This is a genomic window from Micromonospora sp. NPDC048871 (assembly GCF_043198155.1).
GTDB lineage: Bacteria > Actinomycetota > Actinomycetes > Mycobacteriales > Micromonosporaceae > Micromonospora.
On sequence record NZ_JBICUM010000002.1, the window covers coordinates 106,071 to 126,783 of the forward strand.

Consider the following 20,713-nt stretch of genomic DNA (forward strand, 5'->3'; position numbering starts at 1 on the left):
GCGAGGCACCAGTATGTCGACCACGACGTTGAGGGCTACTCCCCTTCGCTGCGCCCAGCCTAGCCGACCACCGAACGGCCGGCTCGACCGGATGGGGAGGGGGCCGTCAGTCGGCTCGGGCCAGGGTCACCCCGAACAGGCCGTCCGGGTCGGTCCAGAACCGTTGCGCCGGCAACCCGGCCGCGGCCAGTTCGGCGGCGATCCCCTCGGGGCGGAACTTCGCCGACACCTCGGTGCGCAACTGCTCACCCGCGGCGAAATCGACAGCCATGTCCAGCACCCGGACCCGCATCGGTCGTCGCGCCCGCAGCCGCATCTCGATCCACTCCTGTGCCGGATCCCAGACGGCGACATGGTCGAAGGCCTCCGGGTCGAAGTCCGCGCCGAGTTCCCGGTTGAGCACCCGCAGCACGTTGCGGTTGAACTCCGCGGTCACCCCGGCCGCGTCGTCGTACGCGGGCACGATCACCGAGGGGTCCTTGACCAGGTCGGTGCCGACCAGGAACCAGTCCCCCACCTCCAGGGCGGCCCGCATCCGGGCCAGGAACTCGGCCCGCTCGGCCGGCATCAGGTTGCCGATGGTGCCACCCAGGAAGATCACCAGTCGCCGTCCGCCGGTGGGCAGCCGGTGCAGGTCCCGGGTGAAGTCACCGACGATGCCGCGTACCCGCAGACCGGGGTGCTCCGCGGCCAGGGCCGCGATGGATCCGCGCAGGGCGCTCACGGACACGTCCAGCGGGACGAAGGTGCCCAGACCGCCCCGGCGGGCGAAGGCGTCCAGCAGCAGCCGGGTCTTCTCCGAGGACCCGGAACCCAGCTCGATGAGGGTCTTCACCCCGGTCACCTCGGCGATCTCGGCCGCCTGCGCGGCCAGGACGGCCCGCTCCGCCCGGGTGGGGTAGTACTCCGGCAGCCGGGTGATCTCGTCGAACAGCTCGCTGCCCCGGGCGTCGTAGAACCACTTCGGGGGCAGCCACTTGGCCTCGGTGCTCAGCCCCACCCGTACGTCCCGACGCAGACTGTCCGCGATGTCCTGCTCGTCCAGGTGGATCTCCAGTGGTTCCGCGCTCATCTGCTTCCTCTCGCTAGTGCTGATCGAAGCCGGCGGTCGGCTCAGGGGGCGGCCAGCGGCCACTGCCGCACGCTGGTCGCGGTGGCCTGCACGAGGTGACCGTCCGGCACCTCCCGCCAGCCCGGGTCGTCGTCGTGAGGTTCGGAGGCCAGCAGCACCGAGTCGGGCCCGGCCCGCAGGGACAGGGCGTGCCCGGTGGTGGTGGCGACCGCGGTGTGTCCGTCGGTGAGCAGCAGGTTCAGCCGGGACCCGGGGGCGGCGGCGGCCACCTCGATGACCGTCTCGGCGACCGCTGACGCCGGATCGACACCGGCCCGCAGCCGGTGGCGCACCAGCGCCCACAGCAGCGCCGAGTCGGTCGCCGCGTCCAGGGTCAGCAGGTCACGTACCGGCAGTTCGGCGGCGAGGGGCACCATCGAGTCCGGCCAGCCCCGCACCACCCCGTTGTGGCTGAACAGCCACCGACCCTCCGCGAAGGGTGCGGCGGCGCCGTCGACGACCGCCATGCCGACCGTGGCGGAGCGCACCGCGGCCAGCACCGCCGTGGTCGAGGTGACCGCCGCAAAGTCGGCGATGGTCGGGTCACTCCAGATCGGCTGGGCCCGCCGGTACCGCACCGGCGGCCCCGCGCCGGGATACCAGCCGACCCCGAACCCGTCGGCGTTGATCGTCCCGCCGCCGCGCATGTCACGCGGGGCCCAGGACTGACGCAGCAGCGAGTACGGCGGATCCAGGAGCACCTCGCGCAGGGTCACCGGCGGGCCCAGGTAGACCAGGTGGCGGCACATCAGCCGACCGTCACCGGTGGTCCTGTTCGAGGCCCGCGTCCCGGGCGCAGCGGAAGCCACTGAAGATCTGCCGACGGATGGGGTAGTCCCAGTTGCGGAAGGTGCCCCGGCAGGCGGCCCGGTCGGTGCCGAAGGAGCCGCCCCGCAGCACCTGGTGGTCCTCGCCGAAGAAGACCTCGGAGTACTCGCGGTACGGGAAGGCCACGAAACCCGGATGCCCCCGGAAGCTGGTGGAGGTCCACTCCCACACGTCGCCGATGAGCTGGTGCACCCCCAGGGGTGAGGCCCCCGCCGGATAGGCACCGACCGGCGCCGGCCACAGGTGCCGCTGCCCCAGGTTGGCGTGCGCGGAGGTCGGCTCCTCGTCGCCCCAGGGGTAGCGCCGGGACCGGCCGGTGGCCGGGTCCCACCGGGCCGCCTTCTCCCACTCCGCCTCGGTGGGCAGCCGCTTGCCCGCCCAGGTGGCGTACGCCTGGGCCTCGTGGAAACAGACATGCACCACCGGCTCGTCGTCGCGGACCGCGGACCAGCGGCCGAAGCGCCGGTACGCCCACCCGGAGCCGTCCCGCCGCCAGTGCAGCGGCGCGCTCAGCTCGGCCTCCTGGCGGTGCCGCCAGCCCTGCTCGGTCCACCAGCGGGGGTCGTCGTACCCCCCGTCGGCGATGAACTCGGCGTACGCCCCGTTGGTCACCGGGGCGGCGTCGATGAAGTACGCCGGCAGCTCCACCCGGTGGGCGGGCCGCTCGTTGTCCAGGGCCCAGGGGTCGGTGTCCGTGCCCATCACGAACGGGCCGGCCGGCACCAGCACCTCCCCGGCCGGTCGTACGGTCGGCTCGGGTGGTGGGGGTGCCTGGAGCACCGCCGGTCCGGAGCGCAGTTGGTGGGTGGCGAGCATGGTCTCGTCGTGCTGCTGTTCGTGCTGCACGATCATGCCGAAGGCGAAGCCGTCGGCGACCAGCGGACGGTTGTCGAAGGCCACCCGGTCGAGCAGGTCGAAGACCTTGTCCCGGACGGTGGCCAGATAGGCCCGCGCCTCGGTCGGCGGCAGCAGCGGCAGGGCGGGGCGGTCCCGGCGGGGCTGCTTGAAGGCGTCGTACAGGTCGTCGATGTCGCACCGCACCGGCTCCCGGCCGCCGACGTCGCGCACCAGCCAGAGTTCCTCCTGGTTGCCCACGTGGGCCAGGTCCCACACCAGGGGGGACATCAGCGGCGAGTGCTGGCGCATCAGGTCCGCGTCGTCGACCACCTCGGTCAGCAGGGCGGTCCGGGCCCGAGTGCGTTCCAGTTCCGCGGCGATGCGGCTCCGCAGTTCCTCGGTGTCCGCCCCTTCGGTAGCGGTGTGGATCACCCTTGCCTCCTTCGTGCCGCAGCCCGCCGTCGGCGCAGCCCTCGGTCGATGTCGTCGTGCAGTGGGGTCGGCAGGTCCAGCCGAGGCAGCCCCGCCCGGGCCAGGTCGAGCAGTTCGGTGGCGGCCGAGGCCAGCGCCGGGTCCCGCAGCCCGTGTCGGGCCGCGACCTGCCACCGGTCGGCCACCGGGGCGGCCACCGCGAAGGCCGAGTCGGTCGTCTCGGGGTCGGCCAGCAGGGCGGCGAGCACCGCCAGGGGCAGCGCCCAGTCCCGGCCCGGTTGGGCGTCCAGATAGCGCAGTTCCAGGTAGCCACGCGGGCGTACCGGTGGGAAGAGGGTGCTGACGTGGTAGTCGAGGTCGTCGACGGTGGGGGGTCGGGACAGCGCTCCGTCGAGCCAGTCGGCGAAGGTGACCCCCGGTGGTGCGGTCCAGTCGCCGTCGCCGTCGCGGACGCAGAGCAGCGGGGCGGCCAGCACGTAGGCGGTCCAGGCGGCCACCGGATCCCGGTCGGGCCGGTCGGGTTCCCAGACCGCGGTGGTCCGGGCCGGGTCGATGCCCAACCAGGCCGCCATGCGGGCCGAGGCCCAGCCGGTGGCCGCTCCGGCGTGCCGGTCGGCGGTGGCGAAGGCGGCGAGCAGGGGTGGCCCGACCGCGTGCACCAGAGCCCAGCGGGCCCGCAGCTGCCCCGGCTCACCCGCGTCCAGGCAGACCTGGAGACCTGCCGTGCTGTACATCATCGTCCGCCCGGCCGGGCCCCGCCGGTCGAAGACCCGGCGCATGGCCCGGTAGCGAGGTGTGTCGATCACCGGTGTGGGTGGACGGTACGGATCGAGTCCGGTGTGCCCCAGCCGCAGCCCCGCGGTGTCCAGCAGGCGGGCCAGTTGGTCGATGTCGGACTGGGTGGCCTGGATCAGGGCGGCCACGGAGGCGCGGGGTGGGGTCGAGATCTCCACCTGGCCACCGGGTTCGACGGTCACCGCGCCGCCGTGCAGCAGTCGCAGCGCCGGGCTGGTCGGATCCAAGGTGGTGGGACTGTAGGGGCCCAGGGCGGCGCGTAACCGCCGGGCCTCGACGGGGCGGGTCGGGTCGACCGCGTCGTGAACGGTCCATTCCAGCTCGACACCCGTGCAGGTCGGTGGCCCTGTCTTGAAGCAGATCCGGGCCAGGTGCCGGGCGGCGGCGGCACGGTCACGCAACTGCGGAACCCGGTCCAGCTCAGGTGACATCACCATGCGACGGCTCCCTCCGCGGCCGGCTCTGCCCCCTCACGTTAGCCGGTACCACTGACATCGGCGGCCCTGTTGACCGGGGTTCAGCACACGAGGAGAAGGGTGCGCCCTCGCACCGACGGGCTGCCGGCCACCGTGGTCGGGCTCCACCGAGGGGAGGTGCGGGTCAGGGGAAGGTGGTGGACCCGACGTCGAGGCCACGCCGGGCCAGCCACTGCGGGTCGGTCTCGGCCAACAGCGCCTGACAGTACGCCAAGACGTTGTCGGCGCCACCGGCCACGATCACCAGTTCGCTGAAGGCCGGGGTGCGCAGCGCCTTCTCCCGCTGCCGTTCGGACTTCGACAGATAGGCCTTGCAGCGGCCGGGTCGGCCGGCGAGGTTGTCGGAGTTTCCGGGGCCGGCCGGCGCGGTGGGCTCCGCGGTCGGCGCGAGCGAATCGGCGGGTGCCGGCAGGCCGGCCGTCGGGGTGGGTCCGGCCTCGCTCGGGGCGACGCTGGCCCCGGGGGTGGCGTCCGGGGTGGGAGTGCTGCTCTCGGGGGCCCTCGGGGTGGGGTCGGTGCCACCCCGGTCGGGCCGGGCCTGGGCGGTGCTCGGTGACGGCGCGACCGCGGCGGTGTACGGGGCGGGTGGCGGCCGGTCGGCCGGGCGGTCCAGTCGTACCGCCGCCAGGGCGGCACCGGCGGTGGCGGTGGCGACCACCCCGGCGATCCAGACCACCGCTCCGGCGGTGAACCGCCGACGCCGGGTGCGGGGCTTCGCCGCCGCCGTCTGATCGTGTCGGGCGGCCCGGAAGGCGGCCAGGGCCGCCTCCTCGCCGGTGAGTTCCCAAGGCCTGGGCGGGGCGGTCGCGGCGTGCAGCAGGGTGGTCAGCGGGTCCGAGGGGGCCGCCGGCCGGGGTTCACGAACGGCCTCGAGCAGGTGTTCGTAGTCGGTCGGCGCAGCGGAGCCCTCCAGCCGCCGCAGGAACATCCGGATTCCCCTCACGTCAACCGTCCACCGACTCGACGTGCGGCGCCTGCGAGCCGGTACGCGGCAGCGGCGGCGTGGCGGTCGCGCCGCTGCCCTCGGCCCGCTGCCCCAGCATCAGCGCCAGCCGACGCAGACCCCGGTGGGCGGCGGTACGCACCGCCCCGGCTCGGCGGCCGAGCACCCGCCCGGCGGTCTCGGCGTCGAGTCCGATCACGGCGCGCAGCAGAACCGCCTCGGCCTCCCGGGGCGGCAGGCTGGCGATCATCGCGAGGGCGGCTTCCGTGCCGAGGCTCTCCCCGGCGCGCTCGGCCGTGTCGGCGTCCCCGGCCAACTCGCTGAGTTCCTGCACCGGCACCGGCAGGGCGGGGCGACGGCGTTGCCGCCGCAGGTGGTCCATGGCCCGGTTGCGGGCGATGGTGACGACCCAGGCACGGAACTCCCCACCGCTGAAGTTGGGCAGGTCGCGGGCCACCTGCAACCAGGTCTCCGAGGCTACGTCCTCGGCGGCGTCGGCACCGACCAGGGCGGTCAGATAGCGCAGCAGCCCGGGCTGGAGGCTGCGATAGAGGAAACGGAAGGACTCCTCGTCGCCGGCCTGAGCCGATTCGACGGCCCGACTCAGTTCACCGGACATGGCCTTGCCGCTTCCGTCCTGTCGGCGTGCGTAGCCCCGGGTGCGGGACGAACGTCCCGGGCTGGACCTGTTCCCCGCACCCCGCCCCCGTCAACCTGCTCGTATCCTGGCCGCTGTGGCCCGGATGCGGATTGTTCCCGACAGCACCGTCGACCACAACCACCGGTGTCGCCCAACCGCGGGAACTCGACCCACCTGAGTCGGGGTACAGGGCATCGGTTCCCGCCACAACAGGTGACAAATATCCGCCCTCCTGACCGGCGTTTCGCCGTAACGAGCCGCGCCTGATCGACGCCGACGGCCCTCCGGGCTGATCGCCGACCGGCTATCCGACCCGACCTCGATGCGGGACGCAGCCGCCTCGTCACCTTTGGTCGTCATCGCACCGGCCGGCGCCTCGCCCCCACCCCCGGGAGACCTCATCCGCACGGACGGCAGACGCGCCGATGACGCCCACGGTGGGTACGGTGGTGCCGTGTTGTCTTCGGAGGTCGTACTCAGCGGTCGGTACCGCCTGGACGAACGTGTCGCCACCGGCGGCATGGGCGACGTCTGGCGCGGCACCGATCTGATCCTCGGCCGCCAGGTAGCGATCAAGGTGCTGCTGCCGTCCCTGGTGTCCGACCCCGACTTCATCGCCCGGTTCCGGGCCGAGGCCCGGATGATGGCCGCCCTGCGCCACCCCGGCATCGTGCAGGTCTTCGACTGCGGCGAGGACGAGCTGGCCGGCGGCGGTCGGGCCGACTACCTGGTGATGGAGTTCGTCACCGGCCAACCCCTGTCGAAGCGGATCGAGGCCGAGGGCCGTCTGGACGTCGCCGAGACGATGTCCGTGGTGGCGCAGGCCGCGCAGGCCCTGCACGCCGCCCACCAGCGGGGCATCGTGCACCGGGACGTCAAGCCCAGCAACCTGCTGGTGCAGGAGGACGGCACCGTGGTCCTCGTCGACTTCGGGGTCGCCCGGTCGGTCAATGTGACCAGCATCACGAGCACGAACGCGGTGCCCGGCACCGCCCTCTACATGGCCCCCGAGCAGGCCGCCGGACGCCCCGTCTCCGGGGCCACCGACCTGTACGCCCTCGGGGCGGTCGCCTACTGCTGCCTGATCGGCAGCCCGCCCTTCACCGGCGACAACCCCCTCCAGGTGGCCGTACGACACCTCGACGACCCGCCCCCGGAGCTGCCGCACGACATCCCGGAGGCGGTGCGGGCCCTGGTCGAACGTGCCCTGGCCAAGGATCCCGCGGACCGGTTCAGCAGCGGGGCGGCGATGGCGGAGGCGGCCCGCAGCGCGGTGTCGGACAGCTCCCTGCCGACCGCGATGGTGCCGGCCACCCTGGCGGTACGCGGCCCCGGGCCGGACACCCGGACGGCCGACACGGTGGCGCAGAGCGCACCGGTGGGGGCCCGGCGAGGGCGGGGCACCCTGGTCGGTGCCCTCACCGCCGTGGTGGTGGGCCTGGTCGCCCTCGGTGCGGCCCTCGGCGCGGCCCGTGAGGCCGACACCCCGGCGGTGCAGGTGCCGAGCAGTCCTCCCGCGGCCGGCTCGGTCGTAGAGCAGGAGGCCCCGGTGGACGAGACCGAGAGCGAGCCGGTGCAGGTGTCGCCGTACCGTCCGGCCGGGTCGACCGGCAGGCCGACCTCCTCGCCCTCCCCCTCGGTGACCACCAAGCAGCCCAGCGAGTCGCCCGAGCCGCCGGCCCCCGAGCCGGAGCCGAGCTCGCCCAGCCCGTCCACCCCCGCCAGCGAACCCAGCTCGGCGCCTCCGCCGGCCTCGTCCGCGCCGCCGACCACCGAGCCGCCCGGCGACAACCCGCCGGTCGATGACAACACCACCAGCTGACTCCGCCCCAACACCACCAGAATTCCCCTAAACGGACACCTGGCATCATAATTCGCCCTAGGCTCCCTACCAGCAGTTGCTGGCCGATGCTCGGGAGCCCGGATGCGCATGGAGAAGCTGGTCGTCGTCGGCCAGGGGTACGTCGGACTGCCCCTCGCGATGCGCGCCGTCGAGGCCGGCTTCGAGGTCGTGGGTCTCGATGTGGACACCGATCGGGTCAAGCGGCTCGCCTCGGGTGAGTCCTTCGTGGCGGACATCCCCACCGACCGGCTGGGCCGGGCCCTGGCGAGCGGCCGGTACCACCCCAGCAGCGAGTACGCCGACGCGGAGGACTTCGACTTCTGCGTGATCACCGTGCCCACCCCGCTGCGCGACGGCACCCCCGATCTGAGTTTCGTCGAGAAGGCCGGTACGGCTATCGCCCCGTACCTGCGGCCGGGCTGCACGGTCATCCTGGAGTCCACGACCTACCCGGGCACCACGGAGGAACTGCTGCGGCCCCTGCTGGAGTCGGCCAGCGGGCTGCACAGCCCGGGCGACTTCCACCTCGGCTACAGTCCTGAGCGGATCGACCCGGGCAACCGGTCCTGGCGGCTGGAGAACACCCCCAAGGTGGTCTCCGGAATGGACCCGGCCGCGCTGGACCGGGTCGACGGGTTCTACCGGCGGCTGGTGGAGCGTACCGTCCCGGTGGGTTCCACCCAGGTGGCCGAGTTGACCAAGCTGATCGAGAACACCTTCCGCCAGGTCAACATCGCGCTGGTCAACGAGCTGACGATGCTCTCGCACCAGTTGGGCATCGACGTGTGGCAGGCGATCGAGGCGGCGGCGACGAAACCCTTCGGGTTCATGCCCTTCCGGCCGGGGCCGGGGGTCGGGGGCCACTGCCTGCCGATCGACCCCTGTTACCTGTCCTGGCAGGTCAAGCGCCGGCTCGGACGGCAGTTCCGGTTCATCGAGCTGGCCAACGACATCAACCACGAGATGCCCGAGCATGTCGCGCAGCGGGTGATGGCCGGGCTGAACCGGTCCGGTAAGGCGGTCAGTGGGGCCCGGCTGCTGCTGCTCGGGCTGGCGTACAAGCCGAACACCGGCGACATGCGTGACTCCCCGGCGGTCGACGTGACCCGGCGGTTGTGGGAACTCGGCGCCGAGGTCCGGGCGGTCGAGCCGTACGCCGCGGCGCACCACCTGCCCGAGGGGGTGCTGACGGTGGAACTGACCGAACGGGAGATCCGGGAGGCCGACTGCGTGGTCGTGATCACCGATCACGACGTGTTCGACTATCCCCTCGTGGAGCGGCACGCCCGGTACATCTTCGACGCCCGTAACCGCTGCTCCGGCCCGAAGGTGGAACGCATCTAGGGGCGGCCCCGCCGAACCGACGGGGCCACCCCTGCGGGCCGGGACCGACGCGGGCGACCCCGCCGATCCCGGCCCGAAGGACCATCACAGGTCCGCGAGCGCCTCCACGACCGGTCGACGCAGGGCCCGGCGGGCCGGCAGCACCGAGGCGGCCAGGGCGACCAGCCCTGCTCGGCGGCCAGTTCCCGGTGCACCAGCACCCGGCCCGGCCCGAAGCCGTCGACCTGCCCGGCCACCACGCAGGGGTTTCGAGGCGAAAAGCGGGCTGTCGGGCGCTAGCAGTCGACGGCCAAATGTGACCTGGATCACATCGACCTTGGTAACTGGGGCGTACGGTACGAACATCCTCCTTCCTGTCTCGAAGGGTGTCGCCGATGGACGTATCGACTCCGCCCCGGGGACGGTGGTTACGCCTGACCAGCGCCGTCGCCACCGGGCTCCTGCTAGCCAGCCTCGCCACCGCCACGCCGGGCAGCGCCCAGCCGGTCGCGCAGGTGGCCACCGACTCCACCTCGGCCGTCGAGGCGCCCCTGGGCGTCGACGAGATCTCCAGCAGCCCGAACCTGCGGCTCATCGCCAACCTGCCGAAGCAGTCGCCGTTCAACACCACGAACGCCCTCGGCACCGACATCGCCTTCCAGGGCAAGTACGCCTTCGTCGGCAACTACGACGGGTTCGTCATCTACGACGTGTCCCGCCCCAGCCAGCCGAAGATCGTCTCCCAGGTGCTCTGCCCGGGTGCCCAGAACGACATCTCCATCTACGGTGACCTGCTGTTCCTGTCGACCGACGCCTCCCGCAGCGACGACTCCTGCGGCAGCGTCTCCCAGCCCGCCTCGATCAAGGAGTCGTGGGAGGGCATCAAGATCTTCGACGTGCGGGACAAGAAGCAGCCGCGCTACCTGAAGTCCGTGGAGACCGCCTGCGGCTCGCACACCCACACCCTGGTGCCGGCGAAGGACAACAAGGCGGTCTACCTGTACGTCTCCTCGTACAGCCCGCAGGACGCCTTCCCGGACTGCAAGCCCCCGCACGACTCGATCAGCATCGTCAAGGTGCCGCTGAAGAAGCCGACCGACGCCGCCGTGGTCGCCACCCCGAACCTCTTCCCGGACGGCGGCTACGAGGGCCGTACGGGTGCCTCCGCGACCACCGGCTGCCACGACATCACCGCCTACCCGAGCAAGGACCTGGCCGCCGGGGCCTGCATGGGCGACGGGGTGCTGCTGGACATCAGCAAGCGGGAGGCCCCCCGGGTGCTGCACCGGGTCCGGGACACCACCAACTTCGCCTTCTGGCACTCGGCCACCTTCAACAACCGAGGCACCAAGGTGGTCTTCACCGACGAACTGGGCGGTGGCGGCGGCGCCACCTGCAACGAGACCGTCGGCCCGGAGCGGGGCGCCAACGCCATCTACGACCTCACCGGCCGGGGCGACAAGCGCAAGCTGGAGTTCCGCAGCTACTACAAGATCCCGCGGACCAACGGGGACACCGAGAACTGCGTGGCGCACAACGGCTCCCTGATCCCGGTGCTCGGTAAGGACGTCATGGTCCAGGCCTGGTATCAGGGTGGCATCTCGGTGTGGGACTTCACGGACTCCCGCCGGCCCACCGAGATCGGCTTCTGGGAGCGGGGACCCCTGTCGGACACCCAGATGATCGTCGGCGGCTCCTGGTCGGCCTACTACTACAACGGGCACATCTACTCCTCCGACATCCAGAAGGGGCTGGACGTGCTGGCCTTGGAGGACTGGCGGACCTGGACGGCCAAGCTGGTCCACTTCCGTGAGCTGAACGTGCAGACCCAGCCCAGCTATCTGAGCTGGTAGGAGGTCGCTGGGGCGGATCCGGGTCCGCCCCAGCGCATCCCCCTGACCGAGGGTCGTGTTTTGCCCCTGGCGTCCCGGGTACCTCGTCGGCACCTCTGGTACCAGGAAGGGATGCCGAGATGACCCGCACCGAATATCACGTCGTGCCGGACGGTGGCGGCTGGAAGGTCGAGCAGGGCGGCTCCGTGGTCGGCAGGTACGACACCAAGGAGCGCGCGGTCTCCGCCGGGCGCGAGGTGGCCCACGGCAACGAGCCGAGTCAGCTCGTGGTGCACACCGCGGACGGCCGGATCGAGACCGAGTTCACCTACCGGGACGACCCCTACCCGCCGGTCGGCTGACCCCGGACGGATCGCCGGTCGGCGTCGGCAGGTGACGCCGACCGGCGGGGTGTTCCATCCCCGGTGCCGCCGCCGTCACCTCGGCCGGCTCCGGTGCCGGCCAGGCCTCGGGGGCATGCGAGGATGGCCGGCCGTGACCGCCATCGGGGACGCCCCGACACCACCTGGCCGCAGGCCACACCCGCTGGACGTGATCGCCGTCGGGCTGGCCCTGGCCGGCGCCGCCTGTGTCGCGACCGGGCTGCTGCCCCGGGCCGACGCCGCCGCCACCCTGACCCGGATCCTGCCCCTGCTGATCTTCCTGGGCACGGTGGTGGTGCTCGCCGAACTGACCGCCGCCGCCGGGGTCTTCGACGTGCTCGCCACCCGGCTGGCGCAGGCCGCCCGGGGCCGCTGGACGGCACTGTTCGCGCTCTGTGTCGGATTCGCCGCGCTGACCACCATTGTGCTCAACCTGGACACCACCGCGGTACTGCTCACCCCGGTGATGCTCACCCTGGCGGTGACTCTGCGTACCCAGGTGGCCCCCCTGGCGGTGACCACGGTCTGGTTGGCGAACACGGCCAGCCTGCTGCTGCCGGTGTCCAACCTGACCAACCTGCTGGCCAGCGAGCGGATCGGGCTGGACCCGCTGGGGTACCTGGGCCTGATGTGGCTGCCCCAACTGGCGGCCATCACGGTCACCGCGGTGCTGCTCTGGTACTTCTGGTGGCGTCGGGACTCCCCGCCCGGCGGACGGTTCCCGCCACCGCAGCTGCACCGGCCCGCCGATCCGGTGCTCTACCGCACGGCCCTGGTCGCCTGTCTGCTCTTCGTCGCGGCGATCCTGCTCGGGGCCCCGGTCGGGCTCGCCTCGGCGGTCGCCACCGGCCTGCTGCTGCTCGGCTTCGCGCTGCGCTCCCCCGGCACCCTGCGCCCGGCCCTGCTGCCCTGGCGGCTGCTGGTCTTCGTCACCGGGCTGTTCCTGGTGATCCAGACCATCGGCCGGTACGGGCTCAACGACCTGGTCGCCTGGCTGGCCGGTGACGAAGGAGGCACCTCGGGGGTGCTGCGAGCCGGGGGCACCGGGGCCCTGCTGGCCAACCTGGTGAACAACCTGCCCGCGTACCTGGCCGGCGAGGCGGTGCTGCCGACCGGCGACCGGCAGCGCCTGCTGGCCCTGCTGGTCGGCACCAACATCGGCCCGCTGGCCCTGCCCTGGGCCTCCCTGGCCACCCTGCTGTGGCTGGAGCGGTGCCGGGCCGCCCGGGTGCGGGTGCCGCTGGCACGGTTCCTGCTGACCAGCACCGTGCTGGCGGTCCTCGGCACCCTGGCGGCAGTCGGCGCCCTGCTGCTCACCGGCTGAGCCGGCCCAAGCGCGCCGGAACCGACACCGAGCCGTCCGACGGCCGTGACCTGGGGCCACGGCCGTCGGACTCCAGGGCCGCCCGCCCCGTGCCGGGCGGCCCATGGGGGTCAGGCCCGACGCACCGGCAGGTGCAGCTCGGTGACGCCCTTGTCGGGTTCGTCCGCGCAGTAGTCCAGGTACAACTCGCGGGCGAAGCCATCCGCCCGCCAGCCGTTCTCCTCGATCCACCGGGCCAGCACCTGGATGCTCTGGTCGGCCGTGAGCATCGAACCGTGGTGGACCGTGGTCGCCGCGGTGATCGCCGGCAGTTGAACCACGGTCACGTCCGGGTCCGCCGCGTCGACGTCGATCCCCACTCCGGCGTACACGATGACGGCCTCACCGTCATCGGCCTGGTCGTACCAGGCCAGCGCCGGCCCGGCGGGGCGAATGCCGGCGGCCTCCAACCGACGGAACAGCTCCGGGTAGAGCGGGGTCAGCGCGGGCGCGATGTCCGCCCCGTCGTAGCTGCCCGCTACCGCGGACAGCGCCGCGACCCGGATCGGGGAGATCTCCTTGATGACGACATCCTGGCTGCTCATGCGACCCTCCGTCTCGATCATGCGGAGTCTCGCCTCGACGCCGGCCAGGCGGGCGACGTCTGCCGCCATCTGCGCCTCCAACTGTGCTCGACGCAGTCGAAGCATGCCGCGCAACTCGGTGCTGTCGACCGCTTCGTCGAGGATCGCCCGCACCTGGCCGAGCGTCAGCCCCAGCTCCTTGAGGGCGATCACCCGATTCAGTCGGCCCAGTTGGGCAGCGGTGTAGTAGCGGTAGCCGCTGCGCGGGTCGACGGTGGCCGGGCGGAGCAGCCCGATGCTGTCGTAGTGCCGCAGCATCCGTACCGACACCCGGCCCAGGTTGGCGAAATCTCCGATGGTGAACATGGCCCCTCCACTGTCGACGCTGACACGGTGTCAGAGTCAACCCGGGCCACCGGGTCAACCAGGCAGCGGTGCTCCGTCGTCTCGGTTGCGAGGCGGTGAGACCCGGTTGCGGCGCGGGGTGACCAGCCGACGCACCATCGGAGCTGCGTTCCACCGGGCCGCGCCGACCAGGTCGCGGGCGTGTTCCAGCACGGTGTAGTCACGCCGCGCCCGCCCGGCGGCGATCGCCGCCTCCAGGTCGTTGTCGCAGCGGGACAGCACGCTGTCGAAGTCACGACGGACCGGCTCGGACAGGTGGTAGCCGAAGGTGCGGTGCAGCCGGGCGAACAGCGGCTTGTACAGCCGGGCCCGCTCGTGCAGGCCGGAGGAGTACGACATCGGGTTCTTCGGCCGCCGCCGGATGTAGTCCGGCAGCAGGTCGGCGAAGGCCCGCCGGACGATCCACTTCTCCTGACCCTCGCGCATCTTCAAGTCCACCGGCAGCCGCATGGCCAACTCGACCAGGGCCAGGTCCAGGAAGGGCACCCGGGCCTCCACCCCGAAACCCATGCTGGTGCGGTCGACGCGCTGCAACTCCGTACGGCAGAGGTTGCGGATCTTGTGCAGGAAGAGCCGTCGGGCCGCCTCGGGCCCGACCTCGTGATACATCGGGTACCCGCCGAACAGCTCGTCCGAGCCGTCGCCGGTGAGCACGACCCTGACGCCCAGCTCGGCCAGCCGCCGGAAGATGGGCACCGAGACCACCGCGTTGATGATGTCGCCGTACTCGGTCAGCTCGGAGATCCGGATGGCCTCCCGCACCTCGGCCAGCCGGATGTCGCGTGGCCGCAGCTCGACCACCTCGTGCCGGACGCCGAGGTCGCGGGCCAACCGCCGGGCGTACGCCACATCGGGGCTCTCCGGCACCCCTACGGTGACCGCCACGCAGTCCGGGTGCGCCTGCACGGCGTGCAGCAGCACCAGCGAGCTGTCCAACCCGCCGGAGAGCACCACCCCCACCGGAAGATCGGTGTCCAGGCGCACCCGGATGCTGTCGGTGAGGGTGGTACGGACGAGCAGGGCGGCCTCGTCCGGATCCGTCACCGCCGGCGCCCCGGCACCCAGGGAGAGCAGGTCCACGTACGGCCGCAGGTGGACCCGGCGGTCCGCGTCGACCCAACCGTGGTGGCCCGGCGGCACCTCGACCACCGGGGCCGCCGCCCGGACCAGGGCCTTGATCTCGCTGGCCAGGTGCAGACATCCCGGGGTACGCGACCAGTACAGCGGCTTGACCCCGAGGGGATCCCGCGCCAGGTACACCCGGCGGGTGGCCCGTTCCACGATGGCGATGGCGTACTCGCCGCGCAGCCGGGTGACCATCTGCTCGCCCCACTGCGCGAAGGCGGCGAGCACCACCTCGGTGTCGCTGCCGCTGCGGAACCGGTGGCCCAGGCCGCTCAGCTCCGCCCGCAGCTCATGGTGGTTGAAGACCTCCCCGTTGTAGCAGAGCAGCCACCGTTGGTCGGCCGACACCCAGGGCTGCACCGCCCGGTCCCGATCCACCACCGGCAGTCGGCGGGTGCCGGCGAGCAGGCCGGCCTCGTACCGGGTCTCGGTGACCTCCCCCCGGGTGGCCAGCACCGCCAGCATCCGGCGGAAGATCACCGGATCGGCCTCCGGGCCCAGGCTGAGCACGATTCCGCACATCGCCTCAGATCCCCATCTCGGCTTCGTAGGCCCGGCGCAGTCGGGCGGTGGCGGTCGGGGCCAGGCAGATGTGCCAGGCCTGCCCCTCGTCGACCACGTTGATCTCACCGCAGCGCTGCCGGTCCAGCAGCAGCCCGGCCAGGGTGTCCCGGACCCCGAAGTGGTCGAACCACTGCATCTCCAGGTCGGCCGCCCAGCCCAGGCAGTGCCCGCTGGGCACCATCGCGGCGTACCCCAGGCGCCGCAGCCGGTACTGGTGCTCGGCGCTGCGCACCAGGCTGGTCACCCAGAGCGGCGGGGTGCCGGCCGGGGTCACCGCAGCGAACTCGCGACCCAGGTCGTTGAGCAGGGCCACCACCTCGCGGCGGGCCCGGCGGAACAGCAGACCGGCGGTACGCGGAGTGGCGCGCGGCAGCATCCGACGACGCAGGGCGCGTGCTCCCCGGCCGAGCAGGTTGCGGGGTTGTCCGGTGTAGCGGAAGTTCAGCAGATCCCGCCGCCGCAGCCACTCCAGGTCGACCAGTTCCAGACTGTGCTGGACCTCGGTGTCGGTGAGGAAGGTGGCCGCCTCCCGCCACCACATCACGTCGATGCGGGACAGCAGGTAGATCCGCACCAGGGCGGTCAGGTCGGCGGCGGAGCTGCGGGTGTTGGGCTGGTACCGGGCCATCTCCAACAGCAGGGTCTCCCGGGCCCCGACCAGCCCCTGGGGGGTGGCGTCCAGGACGGCGGCCAGGGCCGGCTCCCGCAGCCGCTGATCGATCAGCACCTGGCGGGCCTTGGTGCTGCTGGCCGAGGCGAGCGCCCCCACCTCGACGAGCAGTTCCGCCACGGCCCGGCGGTAGGCGTCCAGATCGGGTCCGGTGGCGGCCGGAGGTCGTACCGGGCCGCGCGGGCGACGCCGGGCCGGGGCGGCAGGAGGACCAGGCCGTTGTCCCGGACTTCGACTGGGCACTCGCATGGTCGGGTCCTCTCTCCCGGTGAAGGGTTCGCCTGTCGCCGACACTAACCACACGTACCGGGATGAGTCCGAACAATCCTCCTATCTTCCCTGAAGGGGTGTGGAGCGGCCTTATCGCCACTGGTCGTTGCCGGTGTTGCGGTGGTCGCCGCAGTGCGCCCGCAGTGGTAATGAAAAACTTGACCCATGAGTTCCACGCCCGTACTGCCGGACCCGTCCACCGAACCGCCCGCCTTCGCGGACCTTGGCCTGCGTTCCGAACTGCTCGCCGCGCTCTCCGCGCTCGGCTACGAGGAGCCCACGCCGATCCAGCGGGAGGCCATCGGCCCGCTGCTGGCCGGTCGGGACCTGCTCGGGCAGGCCGCCACGGGCACCGGCAAGACGGCCGCGTTCGCCCTTCCGCTGCTGCAACGGATGCCCGACGAGCGACCCACCGGCGACCCGGTCGCCCTGGTGCTGGTGCCGACCCGGGAACTTGCCGTGCAGGTCTCCGAGGCCTTCCACCGCTACGGCAAGGATCTCGGGGCCCGGGTGCTGCCGATCTACGGCGGCCAGCCGATCGGCCGGCAGTTGCGCGCCCTGGACAACGGGGTCGACGTGGTGGTGGCCACCCCGGGCCGGGCGTTGGACCACATCGCCCGGGGCACCCTGCGGCTGGGCAACCTGGCCACGGTGGTGCTGGACGAGGCCGACGAGATGCTCGACATGGGTTTCGCCGAGGACATCGAGGCGATCCTGGAGCACGCCCCCGAGCAGCGGCAGACGGTGCTGTTCTCGGCCACCATGCCGGCCCGCATCGACGGGATGGCCCGCGCCCACCTGACCGACCCGGTCCGCATCCTCATCGCCCGGGAACAGCCGCTGGCCGGGGAGGCCCCCCGGGTACGCCAGAGCGCGTACCTGGTGGCCCGGGCGCACAAGCCGGCGGCCCTGGGCCGGGTGCTGGACGTCGAATCACCGACCGCGGCGATCGTGTTCTGCCGCAGCCGGGAGGAGGTCGACCGGCTCACCGAGACCATGAACGGGCGCGGGTACCGGGCCGAGGCGCTGCACGGCGGGATGAGCCAGGAACAGCGCGACCGGGTGATGGGCCGGCTCCGCGGCGGCACCGCCGACCTGCTGGTCGCCACCGACGTGGCGGCCCGTGGTCTGGACGTCGAGCAGCTCAGCCACGTGGTCAACTACGACGTGCCCTCGGCCCCGGAGTCGTACGTGCACCGCATCGGCCGGGTCGGCCGGGCCGGGCGGGAAGGGGTGGCGATCACCCTGGCCGAACCCCGGGAACACCGGATGCTCAAGACCATCGAGCGGGTCACCGGGCAGCGGATCACCATCGACAAGATCCCGACGGTGGCGGACCTGCGTACCCGCCGACTGGAGCTGACCCAGGCGGCGCTGCGGGAGAGCCTGCTGGAGGACGACCTCGACCCGTTCCGGGTGATCGTCGAATCGCTCAGCGACGAGTTCGACCTGATGGAGGTGGCGCTGGCCGCGGTTAAGCTGGCCCACGAAGCCACCCTGCCGGGCACCGAGGAGGCCGCGGAGGAGATCCCCCAGGTGGCGGTCCGTGCCCCCCGGGAGACCCGGCCCGGGGCCGACGGCCGGGGCGACCGCCGTCCGTCGAGGCCCCGCACCACCGGCACCACCCAGGTCTTCATCGGCCTGGGCCGCCGAGCCGGGGTGCGTCCGCAGGACCTGGTGGGTGCCATCACCGGGGAGACCGGCATCCGGGGCCGCGACATCGGCTCCATCGAGATCGCCGACCGGTTCTCCCTGGTCGAGGTGCCGGTCGCCGTCGCCGACGAGGTGATCGCCGGGCTGCGCAACAGCACCATCAAGGGCCGCAAGGCCACCGTACGCCGCGACCGGGACGGCGGCGACGGGGGCGGTGCAGAGCGGCGGTACGACGGCGACCGCCGGGACCGCCGCTGACCCACAACTCAGGAAAGGGTCCCCTGCCGTGCGTTGGCAGGGGACCCTTTCCTCACCTCAGGCGAGGGTGAGCGTGCGGGTGTCGGCCTCGGCCGGGCGCAGCGCCAGGGCCAGGACGTCGGCGACATCGGCCAGGGTGTGCACGGTCAGCGCCTCGCGTACCTCGGTGGGCAGGTCGTCGAGGTCCGGCTCGTTGCGGGCCGGGATGATCACCTCGGTCAGGCCGGCCCGGTGGGCGGCCAGCAGCTTCTGCTTGACCCCGCCGATGGGCAGCACCCGGCCGGAGAGGGTCACCTCGCCGGTCATCCCGAACTCGGGGCGTACCGGCCGGCCGCTGGCCAGTGAGGCCAGGGCGGTGACCATGGTGATGCCCGCGCTGGGGCCGTCCTTGGGCACCGCACCCGCCGGGACGTGCAGGTGGATCCGCCGCCCGGCCAGGGAGTTGGGATCCAGGCCGAGGCGGCGACCGTTGGCCCGCAGGTAGGACAGGGCGATGTGCGCGGACTCCTTCATCACCTCGCCGAGTTGACCGGTGAGGGTCAGTCCCGGCTCGCCCTCCATGCTGGTCGCCTCGATGAACAGCACGTCTCCCCCGGCGCCGGTGACCGCCAGGCCGGTGGCCACCCCCGGCACCGCCGTACGCTGCGCCGACTCCGGAGTGTGCTTGGGCCGACCGAGGTAGCGGACCAGGTCGTCGACACCGACCCGGACCGGGGCGGGGTCGGCGGTCAGGGTCACCGCGACCTTGCGCATGATCTTCGCCAGGGCCCGTTCCAGTTGGCGTACGCCGGCCTCCCGGGTGTACTCCCCCGCGATGCGACCCAGGGCGGCGGAATCCACCTCCACCTCCTCGGCGGTCAACCCGGCCCGTTCCCGCTGCCGGGGCAGCAGGTGGTCCCGGGCGATGGCGACCTTCTCCTCCTCGGTGTAGCCGTCCAGGGTGACCAGTTCCATCCGGTCCAGCAGCGGGCCGGGGATGGCCTCCACCACGTTGGCGGTGGCCAGGAACAGCACGTCGGACAGGTCCAGGTCGACCTCCAGGTAGTGATCCCGGAAGGTGTGGTTCTGGGCCGGGTCGAGCACCTCCAGCAGGGCGGCGGCCGGATCGCCCGCGTACCCGGCGGAGAGCTTGTCGACCTCGTCGAGCAGCACGACCGGGTTCATCGAGCCGGCCTCACGCAACGCCCGCACGATCCGGCCGGGCAACGCGCCGACGTAGGTACGCCGGTGTCCCCGGATCTCCGCCTCATCGCGGACCCCGCCCAGGGAGACCCGGACGAACCTGCGGCCGAGCGCCCTGGCCACCGACTCGCCGAGGCTGGTCTTGCCGACCCCGGGCGGACCGGTCAGGGCCAGCACCGCCCCGGAACCCCGGCCACCGACCACCCCGAGGTCCCGCTCGGCCCGCCGGTTGCGTACCGCCAGGTATTCCAGAATGCGGTCCTTCACATCGGACAGACCGGCGTGGTCGGCGTCCAGCACGGCCCGCGCCGCGGTCAGGTCGGTGTTGTCCTCGGTACGGGTGCTCCACGGCATCTCCAACACCGTGTCGAGCCAGGTACGGATCCAGCCCGCCTCCGGGGAGGCGTCGCTGGCCCGTTCCAGCTTGCCGACCTCGCGCAGCGCCGCCTCGCGTACCTTCTCCGGCAGGTCGGCGGCCTCGACCCGGGTCCGGTAGTCGGCCGTGCCGTCCGGGGCGTCCTCGCCGAGTTCCTTGCGGATCGCGGCCAGCTGCTGGCGCAGCAGGAACTCCCGCTGCGTCTTCTCCAACTCCTCGCGTACCTCGGAGTTGATCTGCTCGGTGACCTCCTGCTCGGCCAGGTGGTCCTTGACCCAGCCGACGAGCAGTTCCAGCCGGGCGGTGACGTCCGGTGCGGCCAGCAGTTCGGTCTTCTGCCCCAGGCTGAGCCAGGGCGCGTAGCCGGCCGAGTCGGCCAGTTCGGACAGGTCGGTCATCCGCTCCACGGCGTCGATGACCTGCCAGGCACCCCGTTGCTGAAGCACGGCGGTGACCAGGGCGCGGTATTCGCGGGCCAGTTCCCGGGCCCGGCCGGCCGGGGCGGGTTCGTCGATCTCGGACGCCTCGACCCAGAGCGCCGCGCCGGGACCGGGTACCCCGGTGCCGATGCGGGCGCGGGCGATGCCGCGGATCACGGCGGCCGGCTCGCCGCTGGGCAGCCGGCCGACCTTCTCGATGGTGGCGATCGCGCCGACGGAACCGTACTCGCCGTCCAGGCGGGGCACGGCCAGCAGCCGGTGGTCGCCGGTGGCACGGGCCGCGTCGACCGCAGCCTGGGTGGTCGGGTCGAGGGTCACCGGGATGACCATGCCGGGCAGCAGTACGGCGTCGGTCAGTGGAAGTACCGGAAGAGTTGCCATCGAACACCTGCTATCCCATGAGTTGAGCGTGTCAGGCTCAAGTCACGAAGAACCCTCAT

General features: G+C 72.4%; 17 protein-coding genes. 6 read left to right on the forward strand and 11 right to left on the reverse strand.

Features of this window, described 5'->3' with window-relative positions; all coding sequences use genetic code 11:
* Window positions 1-106 precede the first annotated feature (106 nt).
* From egtD to ACGFIK_RS05130, 6 genes are all read right to left on the reverse strand, one after another.
* Complete coding sequence (gene egtD / locus ACGFIK_RS05105) at window positions 107-1,072, reverse strand: L-histidine N(alpha)-methyltransferase (RefSeq protein ID WP_327025432.1); 966 nt, start codon at window positions 1,070-1,072, stop codon at window positions 107-109.
* A 41-nt stretch (window positions 1,073-1,113) separates the two neighbouring features.
* Complete coding sequence (gene egtC / locus ACGFIK_RS05110) at window positions 1,114-1,860, reverse strand: ergothioneine biosynthesis protein EgtC (protein WP_327025431.1); 747 nt, start codon at window positions 1,858-1,860, stop codon at window positions 1,114-1,116.
* A 10-nt stretch (window positions 1,861-1,870) separates the two neighbouring features.
* Window positions 1,871-3,205 (reverse strand): ergothioneine biosynthesis protein EgtB, encoded by a 1,335-nt coding sequence (gene egtB, locus ACGFIK_RS05115; protein WP_393338514.1) that lies wholly within the window; start codon window positions 3,203-3,205, stop codon window positions 1,871-1,873.
* Window positions 3,205-4,440: an ergothioneine biosynthesis glutamate--cysteine ligase EgtA gene (egtA, locus tag ACGFIK_RS05120; RefSeq protein WP_327025430.1), complete on the reverse strand. Its 1,236-nt coding sequence runs from the start codon at window positions 4,438-4,440 to the stop codon at window positions 3,205-3,207. Before egtA ends, egtB begins: the two co-directional genes overlap by 1 nt.
* 163 nt (window positions 4,441-4,603) lie before the next feature.
* Window positions 4,604-5,422: a hypothetical protein gene (locus ACGFIK_RS05125; RefSeq protein WP_357531528.1), complete on the reverse strand. Its 819-nt coding sequence runs from the start codon at window positions 5,420-5,422 to the stop codon at window positions 4,604-4,606.
* A gap of 1 nt (window position 5,423) precedes the next feature.
* A complete protein-coding gene (locus ACGFIK_RS05130; RefSeq protein ID WP_327025428.1) occupies window positions 5,424-6,041 on the reverse strand; it encodes an RNA polymerase sigma factor in 618 nt (205 codons plus the stop codon).
* A gap of 475 nt (window positions 6,042-6,516) precedes the next feature.
* On the opposite strand from ACGFIK_RS05130, the gene ACGFIK_RS05135 reads away from it, so the two are divergent.
* Window positions 6,517-7,884 carry a serine/threonine-protein kinase gene (locus ACGFIK_RS05135; RefSeq protein ID WP_393337780.1) on the forward strand — a complete coding sequence of 456 codons (1,368 nt, stop codon included), beginning with the start codon at window positions 6,517-6,519 and terminating at the stop codon, window positions 7,882-7,884.
* A 102-nt stretch (window positions 7,885-7,986) separates the two neighbouring features.
* On the forward strand, window positions 7,987-9,249 hold the full coding sequence (locus ACGFIK_RS05140) for a nucleotide sugar dehydrogenase (RefSeq protein WP_327025426.1): 1,263 nt from the start codon (window positions 7,987-7,989) through the stop codon (window positions 9,247-9,249).
* Between the two features lie 84 nt (window positions 9,250-9,333).
* Here the strand turns inward: ACGFIK_RS05140 and ACGFIK_RS05145 are convergent, their stop codons facing one another.
* Window positions 9,334-9,594, reverse strand: coding sequence for a hypothetical protein (locus tag ACGFIK_RS05145; protein WP_327025425.1), 261 nt, complete (start codon window positions 9,592-9,594; stop codon window positions 9,334-9,336).
* Between the two features lie 29 nt (window positions 9,595-9,623).
* Between ACGFIK_RS05145 and ACGFIK_RS05150 the strand changes: the two genes are divergently transcribed.
* From ACGFIK_RS05150 to ACGFIK_RS05160, 3 genes are all read left to right on the forward strand, one after another.
* A complete protein-coding gene (locus ACGFIK_RS05150) occupies window positions 9,624-11,081 on the forward strand; it encodes an LVIVD repeat-containing protein (protein ID WP_393337783.1) in 1,458 nt (485 codons plus the stop codon).
* 119 nt (window positions 11,082-11,200) lie between these two features.
* Complete coding sequence (locus ACGFIK_RS05155; protein ID WP_327025423.1) at window positions 11,201-11,422, forward strand: DUF2188 domain-containing protein; 222 nt, start codon at window positions 11,201-11,203, stop codon at window positions 11,420-11,422.
* A 133-nt stretch (window positions 11,423-11,555) separates the two neighbouring features.
* A complete protein-coding gene (locus ACGFIK_RS05160; RefSeq protein ID WP_393337786.1) occupies window positions 11,556-12,767 on the forward strand; it encodes an SLC13 family permease in 1,212 nt (403 codons plus the stop codon).
* A 110-nt stretch (window positions 12,768-12,877) separates the two neighbouring features.
* Here the strand turns inward: ACGFIK_RS05160 and ACGFIK_RS05165 are convergent, their stop codons facing one another.
* From ACGFIK_RS05165 to ACGFIK_RS05175, 3 genes are read right to left on the reverse strand one after another with little or no spacing between them, the layout of a single operon-like run.
* On the reverse strand, window positions 12,878-13,696 hold the full coding sequence (locus ACGFIK_RS05165; RefSeq protein ID WP_393337789.1) for a MerR family transcriptional regulator: 819 nt from the start codon (window positions 13,694-13,696) through the stop codon (window positions 12,878-12,880).
* Window positions 13,697-13,750: 54 nt separating this feature from the next.
* Window positions 13,751-15,382 carry an asparagine synthetase B family protein gene (locus ACGFIK_RS05170; RefSeq protein ID WP_393337790.1) on the reverse strand — a complete coding sequence of 544 codons (1,632 nt, stop codon included), beginning with the start codon at window positions 15,380-15,382 and terminating at the stop codon, window positions 13,751-13,753.
* Between the two features lie 4 nt (window positions 15,383-15,386).
* The gene (locus ACGFIK_RS05175; RefSeq protein WP_327025417.1) at window positions 15,387-16,343 is read right to left on the reverse strand and encodes a hypothetical protein; all 957 of its coding nucleotides are present in this window, start codon (window positions 16,341-16,343) and stop codon (window positions 15,387-15,389) included.
* Between the two features lie 186 nt (window positions 16,344-16,529).
* On the opposite strand from ACGFIK_RS05175, the gene ACGFIK_RS05180 reads away from it, so the two are divergent.
* On the forward strand, window positions 16,530-18,275 hold the full coding sequence (locus ACGFIK_RS05180; protein WP_327025416.1) for a DEAD/DEAH box helicase: 1,746 nt from the start codon (window positions 16,530-16,532) through the stop codon (window positions 18,273-18,275).
* A gap of 57 nt (window positions 18,276-18,332) precedes the next feature.
* Here ACGFIK_RS05180 and lon read toward each other — a convergent pair whose 3' ends face one another.
* Window positions 18,333-20,654, reverse strand: a complete 2,322-nt coding sequence (gene lon / locus ACGFIK_RS05185; RefSeq protein WP_393337794.1) for an endopeptidase La — start codon at window positions 20,652-20,654, stop codon at window positions 18,333-18,335.
* Window positions 20,655-20,713: the final 59 nt, after the last annotated feature.

What these genes read in the sequence shown, in the direction of transcription:
- egtD (WP_327025432.1), bottom strand. Translation starts at nt 1,072, where the DNA reads ATGAGCGCGGAACCACTGGAGATCCACCTGGACGAGCAGGACATCGCG.
- egtC (WP_327025431.1), bottom strand. Translation starts at nt 1,860, where the DNA reads ATGTGCCGCCACCTGGTCTACCTGGGCCCGCCGGTGACCCTGCGCGAG.
- egtA (WP_327025430.1), bottom strand. Translation starts at nt 4,440, where the DNA reads ATGGTGATGTCACCTGAGCTGGACCGGGTTCCGCAGTTGCGTGACCGT.
- ACGFIK_RS05130 (WP_327025428.1), bottom strand. Translation starts at nt 6,041, where the DNA reads ATGTCCGGTGAACTGAGTCGGGCCGTCGAATCGGCTCAGGCCGGCGAC.
- ACGFIK_RS05140 (WP_327025426.1), top strand. Translation starts at nt 7,987, where the DNA reads ATGCGCATGGAGAAGCTGGTCGTCGTCGGCCAGGGGTACGTCGGACTG.
- ACGFIK_RS05145 (WP_327025425.1), bottom strand. Translation starts at nt 9,594, where the DNA reads ATGTTCGTACCGTACGCCCCAGTTACCAAGGTCGATGTGATCCAGGTC.
- ACGFIK_RS05150 (WP_393337783.1), top strand. Translation starts at nt 9,624, where the DNA reads ATGGACGTATCGACTCCGCCCCGGGGACGGTGGTTACGCCTGACCAGC.
- ACGFIK_RS05155 (WP_327025423.1), top strand. Translation starts at nt 11,201, where the DNA reads ATGACCCGCACCGAATATCACGTCGTGCCGGACGGTGGCGGCTGGAAG.
- ACGFIK_RS05165 (WP_393337789.1), bottom strand. Translation starts at nt 13,696, where the DNA reads ATGTTCACCATCGGAGATTTCGCCAACCTGGGCCGGGTGTCGGTACGG.
- ACGFIK_RS05170 (WP_393337790.1), bottom strand. Translation starts at nt 15,382, where the DNA reads ATGTGCGGAATCGTGCTCAGCCTGGGCCCGGAGGCCGATCCGGTGATC.
- ACGFIK_RS05175 (WP_327025417.1), bottom strand. Translation starts at nt 16,343, where the DNA reads ATGCGAGTGCCCAGTCGAAGTCCGGGACAACGGCCTGGTCCTCCTGCC.
- ACGFIK_RS05180 (WP_327025416.1), top strand. Translation starts at nt 16,530, where the DNA reads ATGAGTTCCACGCCCGTACTGCCGGACCCGTCCACCGAACCGCCCGCC.
- lon (WP_393337794.1), bottom strand. Translation starts at nt 20,654, where the DNA reads ATGGCAACTCTTCCGGTACTTCCACTGACCGACGCCGTACTGCTGCCC.